Genomic DNA, 14,736 nt, shown 5'->3' with positions numbered 1-14,736 from the left:
AGGGAGAGAAACATGCACGTGACGACCGCGGACAAGCGCGCGACGTTCAGGAAGATGCACGAGAGCGGCTGCTTCATCCTGCCCAATCCGGTCGATGTCGGCGGCGCGAAAGCCTTGCAGCATCTCGGTTTCAAGGCGATCGCGTCCTCGAGCGCAGGCTTTGCCTGGACCATCGGCAAGGCCGACAACCACGTCAGCGTCGAGGACGTCTGTCAGCACCTGGCAGCATTGAGCTCGGCCGTCGACATTCCCGTCAACGCCGATTTCGAGGGCGGCTTTGCCGTCGAGCCGGACAGGGTCGCCGACAATGTCGAACGCTGTGTGCGTACCGGCGTCGCGGGCCTCTCGATCGAGGATTCCACAGGCGACAAGGACAAGCCGCTCTACGACCGCGCGCTTGCGGTCGAGCGCATCAAGGCCTCGCGCAAGGCGATCGGCGACAGTGGCACGCTGCTGGTCGGCCGCTGCGAGGCTTACTTGTGGGGCGTCACCGACCTCAAGCTCGTCATCGATCGGCTCACCGCCTATGCCGATGCGGGCGCCGACTGTCTCTACGCGCCGGGCCTGAAGAGCCGCGAGGACATCGCCGCCGTGGTGAAGGCGGTGCATCCGAAACCGTTCAATCTCCTGATCGGCGCGTCCGGCCTGTCGCTGCAGGAAGCCCAAGCTCTCGGCGTGCGCCGCATCAGTGTGGGGGGCTCGCTCGCCCGCGCCGCTTGGGGCGGCTTCATGCGCGCTGCAAAGGAGATGGCGGAGAAGGGAACGTTCACAGAGCTTGCCGGCGGCTATCCCGGCGGCGAGTTCAACAAGATGTTCAGCTAAAGCGGAATGGCTTTAGGTTGAATCGATTGCCGCGGCTCCTTCACCTCTCCCGCTTGCGGGAGAGGTCGGCGCGAAGCGCCGGGTGAGGGCTTTCTCCTCTTGGGGATTGTCCCATTGCGGAAATACCCTCTCCCCGACCCTCTCCCGCGAGCGAGAGCTTTGCATAAAGCACGAATCTGCAATTCTCTCGGCTTGATTGGTAGGGGGCTGGGGATGGCATATCGGCAGGTTGGACAACCGAGCTTCGCGGACGCGCTGGTGTCGCGGCGAGGGAAAGGCAATCGGGTGCTGAGGCGGGTTGGCGAACTGGTCGATTGGGCGGCAGTGGCGCGCGTGCTGGGCGGTCTGCCGGAACCGGAGCGGGGCGCGCCGGCCTATCCGCGGCTGGTGATGTTCAAGGCGCTGCTGCTGCAGCAATGGTACGGGCTGTCCGATCCTGAGCTTGAAGAGGCGCTGGATGATCGCGCCTCGTTCCGCGATTTCTGCGGCTTTGTGCTGGGCGACGAGACCCCCGACCACGCAACGATCTGGCGCTTCCGCGACGCTTTGCAGCGGGCCGGCCTGGACGAGACGCTGTTCGGTGAGATCCTGCGCCAGATCGAGGCGCATGGGCTGGTGCTGCGGCGGGGCACACTGATCGATGCGAGCCTGATCCCGGCGGCGGTGAAGCCGCCAAAGCCGCCAGAGGACCCGCAGCCGCCCGGCCCGGACGGCCGGGCGCCGAGCAAACTGGTCAACAGCAAGCGCGATCCGGATGCGCGCTGGACCAAGAAGGGCGGCAAACGATACTTCGGCTACAAGGCGCATGTCGGCATCGACAAGGGCTCGGCCATCATCCGCCGCAACAAGCTGACCGATGCTGCGGTCAACGACACGGTGCCCGCCGACGAGTTGATCTGTGGTGATGAGAAGGCGGTCTACGCCGACCAGGCCTATGACAAGCACGAGCGCCGCAGCGGCCTCCGTGCGCGAGGCATCAAGCCGCGGCTGATGTTTCGGCCCAACAAGCATCATCCGCTGACCGAGCGGCAGAAGCGCTTCAACGACGCTGTGGGAAAGCGCCGCGCACCGGTCGAGCAGGTCTTCGCGCGCCTCAAGGGCAGCTACCGCTGGGCGCGCGCCCGCTATCTCGGCTTGGCGCGCAACCAGACGCGTCTGCGCCTGATCTGCCTCGCCATGAATCTCAAACGATGGGCAGTGCTGTCTCCTGCGGGAGCTGCGGCATGACCGCCGCCGCCCAACGCCATCGGTTGGCCGCGAAAACCCAACCATTCAACGCCCGCGCGCCGTCCGACCCCGCGCAAAAAAAGCCCGACATCGGGAACCAGTCCCTTACATCCAATTATGCAAAGCTCCCGCTTGCGGGAGAGGGAGTGCATCTCCGTCGTTGCAGCGATCAAGCCTCATCTCACCACAGCTAGGCCAACGAAAAGCGGCGGGATGTTGCATCCCGCCGCTCTCACGTCTCATTGCTAACTGTTACTTCGCGCCGTCAGACGGCGACTGCGAACCCGGCGCCGGCTTTGCAGCAGGCGTATCGGGAGCCGGGGCAGCAGGCCTGCTCGGCGCCGCACCCGTGGTCACGCCCGGCTCGGTGTTGTTGCGCGGCGTCACGTCGCGCACGCCAGGAGGCGCCGCCGGATTGGTCGGCTGCGTCTGCGCGGTCTGCGAGGCCGGCGTGTTGCTGGCCTCGTTGGTCGTGGTGGTATTGTTCAAGCCGTAGAACACGGCGCCCAGCACCAGGGCGACCGCTACCGCAAACAGCGCGATCTTGCCGCTGGAGGCAGGGCCTTCCCCGAGCTCAGGATCGGCTTGAAGGTCGGCATCCCGGCGCGCCGCGCGAGAAAACTCATCGTCGGCGAGGTTCGGGCGATACGGATCGTTGGGAAAACGGTCGTCAGCCATCGATTGGATCTCCTCGGTTATGACGTCGGGACAACCCTCAGGTGCGAGATTCCGTTCCGCGCCACCCCATGCTTTCGTCGCATGTTGCCCTCGTGTCGGGAATCGGGAACCTGTTCGCTCGGGAACTGGACGCGAGTTCCATGGCTGCGACGAGGGAACGAAACCGATGTGGAGTCTGCCGCCGACCGATAGCGTGCTGCACTTTCTGGCCCTCGTCGCCTTGACGGCAGAGGGCATGACGGCGGCACTGGCCGCGGGGCGGCGCAGCATGGACTATGTCGGCGTTTGTCTTCTCGCCTGCATCACCGCGCTTGGCGGCGGCACGCTACGCGACCTGTTTCTCGGTCACTATCCGCTGGTGTGGGTGGCCAACCCGATCTACCTTGCTCTGCCGGGTGGGGCGGCGCTGCTGACGATCCTGATCGCGCGCCTCGTCCACCGGCTGCACCTCGCCTTCATCGTGCTCGATGCCATCGGCCTCGTCGTCTTCACCATGATCGGCTGCAACGTCGCCTGGCAGATGGACGCCTCGCTGCCGATCGTGATCGTCTCGGGCATGGTGACGGGCTGCGCCGGCGGTGTGTTGCGCGATGTGCTCTGCAACGACGTGCCGCTGCTGTTTCGATCCGAGCTCTATGCCAGCGTCTCGGTCGTGACTGGCTTGTTCTACGCGACGGCGTTCGGCTTCAATCTCAATGCCGAGCTCTGGACGATTTTGACCTTCGCGCTCGGCCTCAGCTTCCGCCTGCTTGCGGTGCACTACAGATGGGAGATGCCGAAATTCGTGTTCACCGGGGATGAGGAGCGCTGACCTCCTCCGGGTGAGGGGAGTCCGCGCCAGTCGAGCTGTTCGCCGCACGCGCGCCTTTGTTGCCGTCGTCATGCGAGGCAACGGAATAGTCCGATATTTTTCCGCGGAGGGACTCTGGATTGCTTCGCTACGCTCGCAATGACGAACGGGGCCGTGGTGAGCGTCTTCCAATGTTACTGCTGTTGCTTTCTCGCCCTCGCCACCTGGGCCGGCGTCACCAGCAGGCCCGCATTGCCCCAGGAATTGCGGATGTAATTCGTCACCGCCGCGATCTCGTCGTCGGACAGTTGTTTGGCATATCCCGGCATCTCGCCGGTGTTGGGCGCGCGCGGCGTGGTCACGGTGTAGGCGCCGTCGAGGATGATGCGCAAGGTGGAGGATGGGTTGTTGGATTGCAGCAGCGCATTGCCTGGCAACGGCGGATAGATGCGCGGGGTTCCGGAGCCGTCGGCCTCATGGCAGGCGATGCACAGTTTGGCGTAGACGGCCTGGCCGGCCTTCATCTCGGCATCATCAGGCGGCGTCACGATCGTCTCGCGTCGCGTCGACGGCAGGCTCTTCAAGTAAATGGCGATTGCTCGCACATCGGCATCGCTCATCTTCGCGGTCGAGTTGACGACGACCTCCGCCATCGGCCCGCCGGCATGGCTTTTGGCGTTGCGCCCGCTTTGCAGATACTCCGTGATGTCCTCCTCGCTCCACGATTTCAGCCCGGTGCGGACGGCGCCATCGAGGCGGGGGGCAAACCAGCCGCCGACCTCGTTGCCGGATAGCGCCTGCGCGTCCCTGTCGGCGCCGAAATAGTTCTTCGGCGTGTGGCAGGCGCCGCAATGACCGAGCCCGGTGACGAGATAGCCGCCTCTGTTCCAGGCCGCGCTCTTGCTCTGGTCCGGCTCGAACAGCCCGGGCTTGAAGTACACGGCGTTCCAGAGCCGCATCAGGCCGCGATAGCCGAACGGCCAGCGCAGCTCCGGCGGCTTGTTGCGGTTCGCTACGGGCGCCAGCGTGGCAAGATAAGCGCGGATCGCCAGCGTGTCGTCCTTCGTCATTTTGGTGAAGTAAGGATAGGGAAACGCCGGGTAATAGTTCGAGCCGTCGGGCGCGATGCCGGTGCGCACCGCGCGCACGAAATCGGCATCCGTCCAGGCGCCGATGCCGGTGTCGCGGTCCGGCGTCAGGTTCGGCGCAAAGATCGCGCCGAAAGGCGTGTCGATCCGCTTGCCGCCCGCGAACGGCTTGGCCGGATCGGCGGTGTGGCAGCCCGCGCAGTCGCCGGCCTCGACCAGCTTCTTGCCATAGGCGATCAGTTCCGGTGATGGCTCGGCGGCAAGCGCCGCGCCAGCAACTGCACTGCACAACGCAATCAAAGCCAGAATCGTGCGCATGCTCGGCTTCTCCTGCGACCAATCGCCGTCATCGGGGCCATGGGGGCGGCCATTCATTTCGCGACGGCGGGGGTATGGTGACACAAATTGAAAATGCCCGGCGTGTTTGAGGCCACGAAATTGCGATTTTTACCCGGCGCGCCTTTTCGTCCAGATTTGTGGTGCGGATCATGAAATATCCGACATAGAGTGGCGGTGACGGTCGGCGCGCCCTAGCTAAAAACGACGGGAAGGCAACGGCTTAAGCGACCTTAAGTAACAAAGGCCTGAGCAGGGCCAAACGAGGACAGCATGGGCATCAACCAGGGTCCGATCAGTCTCGATCAGAAATACACCCAGCAGACCGGGCACGTCTTCACCACGGGCATCCAGGCCCTGGTCCGCCTGCCGATGGCCCAGATCCGGCGCGACCGCGCCAACGGCCTCAATACCGCGGGCTTCATCTCCGGCTATCGCGGCTCGCCGCTCGGCGGCTACGACCAGCAGCTCTTCGCCGCCCGCAAGCATCTGGAGCAGTACAACATCAAGTTCCAGCCCGGCGTGAACGAGGATCTGGCGGCCACCGCCGTCTGGGGCTCGCAGCAGCTCAACCTCTCGCCCGGTGCCAAATATGATGGCGTGGTCGGAATCTGGTACGGCAAGGGCCCGGGCGTCGACCGCTGTGGCGACGTGTTCCGCCACGGCAATGCGGCCGGCTCGGCCAAGAACGGCGGCGTGCTCTGCCTTGCCGGTGACGACCACGGCGCAAAATCCTCGACCGTCCCGCATCAGTCCGACCATGCCTTCATCTCGGCGCTGATGCCCTATCTCTATCCCTCGAGCATCCACGAGATGATCGAGATGGGCCTGCTCGGCATCGCGATGTCGCGCTATTCCGGCTGCTGGGTCGGCATGAAGGTGATCACCGAGACGGTGGAGACCACCGCCGAGATCGACCTCACCGACGAGATGAAGCCTTTCGTCATCCCCACCGATTTCGAGCTGCCGCCCGGCGGGCTCAATCTGCGCTGGCCCGACGACCGCTTCGAGCAGGACCGGCGCCTGCAGGACTATAAGGGCTTTGCCGCCATCGCCTTCGCGCGCGCCAACAAGGTCAACCGCGTCACCATGGATTCGCCGAACGCCCGTTTCGGCATCATGGCGTCGGGCAAAAGCTACGAGGACGTTCGCCAGGCGCTGCGCGAGCTGGGGATCACCGAGGAGGTCGCCGCCAAGATCGGCCTTCGTCTCTACAAGATTGGCATGCCCTGGCCGCTGGAGCCGGAAGGCGTGCGGCAGTTTGCTGTCGGCCTCGAGGAGATCTTCATCATCGAGGAGCGCCGCGAGATCGTCGAGAACCAGGTCAAGCAGGAGCTGTTCAACTGGCGCGACGACGTCCGCCCGCGCATCGTCGGCAAGATGGACGAGCACGACAAGCGCTTTTTGACCTTCGCCGCCGAGCTCAGCGTCGCCTCGCTCGCGACCTCGCTGACCGAGCGGCTGCTTCGACTTAATCTCAACCCTGAGATCGCGGAGATGCTCCGCGTCAAGGCCGACTGGTTCAACGGCCGCCAGGCGACCCAGATGCAGGCGGTCGCCCCCGTTTCCCGAACTCCCTACTTCTGCTCCGGCTGCCCTCACAACACTTCGACAAAAGTCCCCGAAGGCAGCCGCGCGCTCGCCGGCATCGGCTGTCACTTCATGGCGCTGTGGATGGACCGCTCGACCGAGACGTTCACGCATATGGGCGGCGAGGGCGTGCCCTGGGTCGGCATCGCGCCCTTCACCAACGAGAACCACATCTTCGCGAACCTCGGCGACGGCACTTACTTCCACTCCGGGCTTCTGGCGATCCGCCAGGCGGTCGCCTCCAAGACCAACATCACCTACAAGATCCTCTACAACGACGCGGTCGCCATGACCGGCGGCCAGCGCCATGACGGCGATCTCTCGCCGCAGCAGATCACCTTCCAGCTCCACGCCGAGGGCATCCGCGAGATCTATCTGGTCTCGGAGACCCCTGACGCCTATCCGGCCGACACCATCGCGCCCGGCGTGAAGAAGTATCACCGCGACGAGCTCGACAGCGTCATGAAGATGTGCCGCGAGTATAAGGGCACCTCGGCGATCGTCTTCGTGCAGACCTGCGCGGCCGAAAAGCGCCGCCGCCGCAAGCGCGGCCTGATGGAGGACCCGGCGCGCCGCGTCATGATCAACCCCGCCGTTTGCGAAGGCTGCGGCGACTGCTCGGTGCAGTCGAACTGCATCTCGGTGGAGCCGCTGGAGACTGAGTTCGGCCGCAAGCGCGCGATCAACCAGTCCTCCTGCAACAAGGATTATTCGTGTCTCAAGGGCTTCTGCCCGTCCTTCGTCACCGTCGACGGCGGCAAACCGCGTCACCGTGCGCCGGCCGAGCTCAGCGAGATCGGCGAGCTGCCTGAGCCGGCCTCGCGACCGACTCTCGACAAGCCCTACAACATCGCGGTCGGCGGCGTCGGCGGCACCGGCGTGCTGACCATCGGCGCGCTGCTCGGCATGGCCGCCCATATCGAGGGCAAGGCCTCGATGATCCTCGACATGTCGGGCCTTGCGCAGAAGGGCGGGGCGGTGCTCAGCCATGTCCGCCTGTCGGATCATCCGGCAGAGGTGACCTGCTCGCGCATCGTCACCGGCACGGCCGATCTCGTGCTCGCCGCCGACGAGGTGGTCGCGGTCGCCAAGGACACGATCTCGCTCTGCGATACCAGCCGCACCCGCGGCATCATCAACAGCCACGTCATTCCCACCGCCGACTTCGTCCTCAACCGCGACTTCAACTTCCAGACCCGCAAGCTGAACGGGCTGCTGGAGACGGCGCTGCACAAGGACTCCGTCTTCTTCGACTTCACCAAGCCGGCCGAGCAGCTGCTCGGCGACAGCATCGCCACCAACATGATGATGATGGGCTACGCCTATCAGAAGGGGCTGTTTCCGCTGGCGGCCGAGTCGATCGAGCAGGCCATCGAGGTCAACGGCGTCTCGATCAAGATGAACAAGGAAGCCTTCCGCCTCGGCCGCCTCGCGGTCGCGGACCCCGCGCGCCTTGCCGCGATGCTGAAGGGAACGGACGAGGTGGTCGCGCCGAAGACGCTGGACGCAATGTCTCTCGACGAGGTCATCGAGCACCGCGCCAAGCATCTCACCGCCTATCAGAATGGTCGTCTGGCAAAACGCTATCGCAAACTGGTGGATCAGGTGCGCGATGCCGCTGTGAAGGGCGGCTATGGCGATGCGCTGCCGCGGGCGGTCGCGGTGAACTACGCCAAGCTCCTCGCCTACAAGGACGAATACGAAGTTGCGCGCCTCTACACCGACGGCGCCTTCGAGCAGCAGCTCCGCGATCAGTTCGAGGGCGACTTCAAATTCAGCTTCAACCTGGCACCGCCGATTTTGGCGAGCGGCGTCGATGCGTTGGGACGCCCGAAGAAGCGCGCCTTCGGCCCGTGGATGCTGAACGTCTTCCGTGTGCTGGCAAAGTTCAAATTCCTGCGCGGCACGCCGTTCGACATTTTCGGCCGCAGCGCCGATCGCAAGCTCGAGCGCGATCTGATCACGGGCTACGAGAAGGACGTCGCCACCGTGCTCGGCCTGTTGTCGCCGCTCACGATCGACGCCGCCGTCGAACTGCTGTCGCTGCCCGACCGCATCCGCGGCTACGGCCCGGTGAAGGAGAAGGCGGTTCAGGACGCCAAGGCGCGCTACGCCCAGCTCGCCGCGGACCTCGCTAATCCGCCGCCCGCGCCAAGGCAGATCGCGGCCGAGTAGGGCATTGATTTGCTTGTAGCCCGGGTGAGCGAAGCGAGACCCGGGACGTTGCTCATGAGATCCCTGATGTCGCTTCGCTCATCCGGGCTACAATCGACCTTACGATTTCCTCTTTGAAATCAACCACCCTTCTACTGTGCATGGGGTTGTTTTCGCGGAAATTGAATATCGGTTGTGTCGTCGGGCAAAACACCTTTAGGATTTTGTGCAGTCGAGCTCTCGTGCCCCGGACGCAGCGCAGCGCCCTTGGCGGTGCGCTGCAGAGCCGGGGCCCATGTCACAACGATGAGCAGCCGCGTGGGTCCCGGCTCTGCGCAGCAACGCTGGAGCGTTGCAGCGCGTCCGGGACACAAGAACATCGTCCACTTGCGCCAACCCGCTGCCCTCTCGCGCGACGGAATATTTCCGCGCTTGCCAATCAGGCCATCGCGGTTCAGAAAAAACCGAGCAAGAAGAAGCGCAAGCGGAGACCTGAAGTTTGACCATCAAGGGCAAGGCCTACATTGCCGGAATCTATGAACACCCGACCCGGCATGCGCCGGACAAATCCACCGCCCAGCTCCATGCCGAGGTCGCCAAGGGCGCGATCGAGGATGCCGGGATCAGCAAGGACGATATCGACGGCTATTTCTGCGCGGGCGACGCGCCGGGCGGCGCCTGGCCGATGGTCGATTATCTCGGCCTGAACACCAAGAAGCTTCGTCATGTCGATTCCACCGAGACCGGCGGCTGCTCCTACATCATCCATCTCGGCCATGCCGCCGAGGCGATCGCCGCGGGCAAATGCTCGATCGCGCTCGTTACGCTCGCCGGCAAGCCGCGCACCGGGGCAATGCCGCCGCGCGCGGCGGGCGCCGAGGTTGATTTCGAGACAGCCTACGGCGCGACCACGCACAATGCCTATGGCATGTGTGCCATGCGCCACATGCACGACTATGGCACCACCTCGGAGCAGCTCGCCTGGATCAAGGTCGCGGCCTCGCACCACGCGCAATACAATCCGCATGCGATGCTCAAGGACGTCGTCACCGTCGAGGATGTCCTGAACTCGCCGATGATCTCCGATCCCCTGCATCGCATGGATTGCTGTGTCGTCTCCGACGGCGGCGGCGCGATGATCGTGACGACGCCCGAGATCGCCAAGAGCCTGAAGAAGCCGCTGGTGCGCCTGATCGGCCATGGCGAGGCGATGAAGGGCCCGCGCGGCGGCAAGGATCTCGACCTCACTTATTCCGCCGGCGTGTGGTCCGGTCCCCGCGCGTTCGAGGAAGCCGGCATCACGCCGAAGGACATCAAATACGCCTCGATCTACGACAGCTTCACCATCACCGTCTTGATGCAGCTGGAAGACCTCGGCTTCTGCAAGAAGGGCGAGGGCGGCAAGTTCGTCGCCGACGGCAACCTCATCTCGGGCGTCGGCAAGCTGCCGTTCAACACTGACGGCGGCGGCCTCTGCAGCAACCATCCGGTCAACCGCGGCGGCATGACCAAGATCCTCGAGGCCGTCAGGCAGCTGCGCGGCGAGGCGCATCCGAAGGTGCAGGTTCCGAATTGCGATCTCGCCATCGCCCACGGCACCGGCGGTTTGCTCGGCGTCCGCCACGCTGCCTCGACCGCCATTCTGGAGCGCGTGTGATGTTAGATGCAAAGAAATATCCGGCCCCGATGACGAACCCGGAAACCGCAGCGTTCTGGGACGCTGCGAAGCAAGGCAAGTTCATGATCAAGCGCTGCACCGCCTGTGGTGAGGCGCACTACTTCCCGCGCTCGATCTGCCCGTTCTGCTACTCCGACAAGACGGTGTGGGAGGAGGCGTCGGGCGAGGGCACGATCTACACCTGGAGCCTGATGCGGAAGTCGCCGACCGGGCCTTACGCGATCGGCTATGTCACGCTGAAGGAGGGGCCGTCGGTGCAGACCAATTTCGTCGACTGCGATCTCGAGAAGCTGAAGATCGGCCAGAAGGTGAAAGTGGTGTTCAAGCCGACCGACGGCGCGCCGCTGCCGTTCTTCACGCCGGCCTAGCATCTTCCCTTCTCCCCTTGTGGGAGAAGGTGGCGCGAAGCGCCGGATGAGGGGTTTCTCTCCACAGAGAGACTTTCACTGCGGAGCCACCCCCTCACCCAAACGAGTTTGCCGCACGGCTCTCGCGGCCCTCTCCCACAAGGGGAGAGGGCACTTCGACTGGCAGCGGCGCATAAGAATCCGGGAGGAAACAAACAAGATGTCCGCCAGATACGAAGAGCTCAAGGGCCTGAAGAACATCGGCCAGAAATACGCCTACACTGATCGCGAGGTGATGCTCTACGCCTACGGCATCGGCCTCGGCGCCGATCCCATGGACGAGAACGAGCTCGCCTTCGTCAACGAGGGCACGTTCACACCGCGACCGCTGAAGGTTGTGCCGACATTCGCGTCCGTTGCAGCGTGGGGCTCAGGGCCCGGCGAGATGAACCTCAACCGCGTCATGGTGGTGGACGGCGAGCGCGACATCACCTTCCATCAACCGATGCCGGTCGCCGCGCATATCACCGCCGATTCCTCCGTGCTCGAGGTTTACGACAAGGGCAAGGACAAGGGCGTCGTCATCGTTCACCAGACCGTGCTGAAGAACGAGAAGGGCGAGAAGCTGGCGACGCTGGTTGCCTCGCGCTTTGCGCGTGGGGACGGAGGCTTTGGCGGGCCCAACCTAAGTCAGCCCGATCCGCACAAGATCCCCTCGCGCGCGCCCGACAAGACCATCGAGATCACGACGCGCCCGGACCAGGCGCTGGTCTATCGCCTCTGCGGCGACCGCAATCCGCTACACTCCGATCCGGAGTTCGCCAAGAAGGCCGGCTTCCCGCGCCCGATCCTGCACGGCATGTGCACCTACGGCATCACCTGCCGCGGCGTGCTGCAGACCTATGCCGACTACGACGCGAGCGCCTTCCGCCAGCACGTCGCGCGGTTCTCCTCGCCGGTCTATCCCGGCGAGACCGTGACCATGGACCTCTGGAAGGACGGCAATGTGATCTCGTTCGAAGCCAAGGTGAAGTCGCGCGGCGTCACCGTGATCAAGAACGGCAAGACGGTGCTGGGGTGATGACGCCGCTCGGCGCGCTCTGAGTTATCTCGTCATGCCCGGGCTTGTCCCGGGCATCCACGTTCTTTCGCGCAGTTCGCGACCAAGGTCGTGGATGGCCGGGACAAGCCCGGCCATGACGGAGCAAGAAAAACAAACAGGGAGAAGCCACCATGGGACTGCTCGACGGCAAGGTTGCGCTGATCACCGGCGCGGGCGGGGGGCTCGGTGAGGCCTACGCAAGACTGTTCGCCCGGGAAGGCGCCGCGGTCGTCGTCAACGATCTCGGCGGGCCTCGCGACGGCTCCGGCGCCGACACCTCGATGGCGCAGCAGGTGGTGGACGCGATCAAGGCCGAAGGCGGCAAGGCGGTCGCCAACGGCGCCGACATCTCCACCATGGAGGGCGGCCAGTCGGTGTTTGACGACGCCATCAAGCATTTCGGCCGTGCCGACATCCTCGTCAACAATGCCGGCATTCTGCGCGACCAGACCTTCGCCAAGGCCTCCGAGGCCGACTGGGACAAGGTCATCAAGGTGCACCTGAAGGGCACCTTTTGTTGCACCCTGCCGGTGTTTCGCTGGATGCGGGAAAACGGCGGCGGCGTCATCGTCAACACCTCCTCGACATCAGGGCTGATCGGCAATTTCGGCCAGAGCAACTACGGTGCGGCCAAGGGCGGCATCTGGGGCTTGTCCAACGTGCTGGCCATCGAGGGCCGCAAGTACAACATCCGGGTCTGGACGCTGGCCCCGGGCGCCCTGACCCGCATGACCGCAGACCTGCCCCGCTATAAGGAGAACCCCGGCGCGGCGCTGGGGCCGGACGGCATCGCGCCGGCCGTGCTATACATGGTCAGCGATTTGTCGGGCGACCAGACCGGCAAGGTGCTGGGCGTGTCCGGGCCCCGCGGCGTGCGCGAAATGCGGATGATGGAAATGGAAGGCTGGAAACCGCCGCACACGGGCTGGAAGGCCACGGACGTGGTCGATCACGCCAAGGAGATCTTCTTCTCCGAGGAGCAGATCAAGATGGGGGCGCGGCGGTTTTAGCTACGCTGTCATTCCGGGGCGCGACGAAGTCGCGAGCCCGGAATCCATAACCCCGGCTTGTGGTTATGGATTCCGGGCCTGTCCCTTCGGGCCATCCCGGAATGACGAATAGAGAGAGACAAGGAAAGACGATGAAACTGACCGCCGACGCCAAGGGCACCTTCGCAATCGCGCCGACGCCGTTCCACGACGACGGCCGGATCGACGAGCGCTCGATCGACCGCCTCACCGACTTCTACGAGGAGGTCGGCTGCGACGGCGTCACCGTGCTCGGCATCATGGGCGAGGCCCCCAAGCTCGACGCGGCCGAGGCCGAGCAGGTGGCGGTGCGCTTCGTCAAGCGCGCCAGGAAGATGCAGGTCATCGTCGGCGTCTCCGCGCCGGGCTTTGCCACCATGCGCTCGCTGGCGAAGGCCTCGATGGATGCGGGCGCGGCCGGCGTGATGATCGCGCCGCCGCCCAGCTTGCGTACCGACGATCAGATTATCGGCTATTTCAAGCAGGCGGCGGAAGCGATCGGCCCGGACGTGCCCTGGGTGCTCCAGGATTATCCGCTGACCCTCTCGGTGGTGTTCACGCCCGCGGTGATCCGCAAGATCGTCATGGACAATACGAACTGCGTGATGCTCAAGCACGAGGACTGGCCGGGCCTGGAGAAGATCTCGGCGCTGCGCAACTTCCAGAAGGACGGCTCGCTGCGGCCGCTCTCGATCCTCTGCGGCAATGGTGGGCTCTTCCTGGATTTCGAGATGGAGCGCGGCGCCGATGGCGCCATGACCGGCTATGCCTTCCCCGAGCTTCTGATCGATGTCGTACGCATGTCGAAGCAAGGCAAGCGCGATGCCGCGCATGACCTGTTCGACGCGCATCTGCCGCTGATCCGCTACGAGCAGCAACCGGGCGCCGGCCTTGCCGTGCGCAAATACGTGCTGCAGAAGCGCGGCGTCATCGCTTCCAGCGCCCAGCGCAAGCCCGGCGCCACCATCACGGCGCCGGCGAAGGCGGAGGTCGAGTACCTGCTGTCGCGCGTCGCACGCGTCGACAAGCGCGCCAATCTCGGCCCGCAATCCAGCGCCGCAGGCTAGTTGAATGGCCGAGACATCAGCATCACGCCCGGCGTCGACGATCCTCCTGCTGCGCGACGGCGCAGCACGGGATATCGAGGTGTTTATGATGGTTCGCCATCATCAGATCGAGTTCAACTCGGGCGCGCTGGTGTTCCCCGGCGGGAGCGTCGATGCCGGCGACAAGGAGATCGTCGCGCGCTCGGACCTGTATTCGGGCGGCGAGGGGCTCAGCGAAGCCGACCGCGGATTTCGTATCGCCGCGATCCGCGAGACTTTTGAAGAGAGCGGCATCCTGCTGGCGCTGTCGAAGGAGACGGGCGCGCCGGTCGATGCCAAGCGCGCCGGCGAGGTCGCTGACGCACACCGGGTCGCGCTCAACGAGCACAAGATCAGCTTTCTCGACATTCTCGCCGACAATGGCCTCCAGCTCGCGCTGGACACGCTCGTGCCCTACGCACACTGGATCACGCCGGAGGGCATGCCCAAGCGGTTCGACACGTGGTTCTTCCTCGCGGCAGCTCCGCCCGACCAGCTCGGCGCCCATGATGGCCGTGAGTCCACCGATTCGATCTGGGTCTCGCCGCGCGAAGCGGTGGAGGGCGGTGAGAGCGGCCGCTTCAAGTTGCCGTTTCCGACCACGCGCAATCTGATCCGGCTTGCGAAGCAGCCGAACGTGAACGCGGCGCTGGAGCACGCCCGCGGCCTGTCGATCGTCACGGTGATGCCGGTCATGACCAAGACCGAAACCGGCCGCCAGCTCCGCATTCCCCGCGAAGCCGGTTACGACGGCGAGGTGTTCGAGGTCGGAGCGGTCGGCTAGTACACTTCGATAGGCAACGAAGTATTG

The 14,736-nt window shown here is 64.7% G+C and carries 12 protein-coding genes; 10 read left to right on the top strand and 2 right to left on the bottom strand.

Annotated features, from left to right (window positions below; translation table 11 throughout):
- The first annotated feature begins 12 nt into the window (after nucleotides 1-12).
- Complete coding sequence (locus ABIA42_RS17950) at nucleotides 13-822, top strand: oxaloacetate decarboxylase (RefSeq protein ID WP_370122757.1); 810 nt, start codon at nucleotides 13-15, stop codon at nucleotides 820-822.
- A gap of 213 nt (nucleotides 823-1,035) precedes the next feature.
- A complete protein-coding gene (locus tag ABIA42_RS17945) occupies nucleotides 1,036-2,049 on the top strand; it encodes an IS5 family transposase (RefSeq protein ID WP_370113545.1) in 1,014 nt (337 codons plus the stop codon).
- A 252-nt stretch (nucleotides 2,050-2,301) separates the two neighbouring features.
- Here the strand turns inward: ABIA42_RS17945 and ABIA42_RS17940 are convergent, their stop codons facing one another.
- Nucleotides 2,302-2,727: a hypothetical protein gene (locus tag ABIA42_RS17940; protein WP_370122760.1), complete on the bottom strand. Its 426-nt coding sequence runs from the start codon at nucleotides 2,725-2,727 to the stop codon at nucleotides 2,302-2,304.
- Nucleotides 2,728-2,893: 166 nt separating this feature from the next.
- Between ABIA42_RS17940 and ABIA42_RS17935 the strand changes: the two genes are divergently transcribed.
- Entirely contained in the window at nucleotides 2,894-3,538 is a 645-nt protein-coding gene (locus ABIA42_RS17935; protein WP_370122763.1) for a trimeric intracellular cation channel family protein, read from the top strand.
- Nucleotides 3,539-3,711: 173 nt separating this feature from the next.
- On the opposite strand, the gene ABIA42_RS17930 is transcribed toward ABIA42_RS17935, so the two are convergent.
- Nucleotides 3,712-4,923 carry a cytochrome c gene (locus tag ABIA42_RS17930; protein WP_370122766.1) on the bottom strand — a complete coding sequence of 404 codons (1,212 nt, stop codon included), beginning with the start codon at nucleotides 4,921-4,923 and terminating at the stop codon, nucleotides 3,712-3,714.
- 291 nt (nucleotides 4,924-5,214) lie between these two features.
- On the opposite strand from ABIA42_RS17930, the gene ABIA42_RS17925 reads away from it, so the two are divergent.
- From ABIA42_RS17925 to ABIA42_RS17895, 7 genes are all read left to right on the top strand, one after another.
- Nucleotides 5,215-8,706, top strand: coding sequence for an indolepyruvate ferredoxin oxidoreductase family protein (locus ABIA42_RS17925; RefSeq protein WP_370122769.1), 3,492 nt, complete (start codon nucleotides 5,215-5,217; stop codon nucleotides 8,704-8,706).
- 478 nt (nucleotides 8,707-9,184) lie between these two features.
- Entirely contained in the window at nucleotides 9,185-10,342 is a 1,158-nt protein-coding gene (locus ABIA42_RS17920) for a thiolase domain-containing protein (protein ID WP_271532336.1), read from the top strand.
- The gene (locus ABIA42_RS17915) at nucleotides 10,342-10,731 is read left to right on the top strand and encodes a Zn-ribbon domain-containing OB-fold protein (protein ID WP_370122773.1); all 390 of its coding nucleotides are present in this window, start codon (nucleotides 10,342-10,344) and stop codon (nucleotides 10,729-10,731) included. Before ABIA42_RS17920 ends, ABIA42_RS17915 begins: the two co-directional genes overlap by 1 nt.
- 199 nt (nucleotides 10,732-10,930) lie before the next feature.
- Nucleotides 10,931-11,791, top strand: coding sequence for a MaoC/PaaZ C-terminal domain-containing protein (locus ABIA42_RS17910; RefSeq protein ID WP_370122776.1), 861 nt, complete (start codon nucleotides 10,931-10,933; stop codon nucleotides 11,789-11,791).
- 152 nt (nucleotides 11,792-11,943) lie between these two features.
- Nucleotides 11,944-12,822, top strand: a complete 879-nt coding sequence (locus tag ABIA42_RS17905) for an SDR family oxidoreductase (RefSeq protein WP_370122779.1) — start codon at nucleotides 11,944-11,946, stop codon at nucleotides 12,820-12,822.
- A gap of 131 nt (nucleotides 12,823-12,953) precedes the next feature.
- Entirely contained in the window at nucleotides 12,954-13,907 is a 954-nt protein-coding gene (locus ABIA42_RS17900) for a dihydrodipicolinate synthase family protein (protein WP_370122782.1), read from the top strand.
- A gap of 4 nt (nucleotides 13,908-13,911) precedes the next feature.
- Nucleotides 13,912-14,709 (top strand): NUDIX hydrolase, encoded by a 798-nt coding sequence (locus ABIA42_RS17895; protein WP_370122784.1) that lies wholly within the window; start codon nucleotides 13,912-13,914, stop codon nucleotides 14,707-14,709.
- Nucleotides 14,710-14,736: the final 27 nt, after the last annotated feature.

The sequence above is a fragment of the Bradyrhizobium sp. USDA 327 genome (genome assembly GCF_041262065.1).
In the GTDB taxonomy this organism is placed as follows: Bacteria; Pseudomonadota; Alphaproteobacteria; order Rhizobiales; family Xanthobacteraceae; genus Bradyrhizobium; species Bradyrhizobium liaoningense.
The sequence above is the reverse complement of the archived record's forward strand: the minus strand, read 5'-3'. Positions and strand labels throughout refer to the sequence as shown.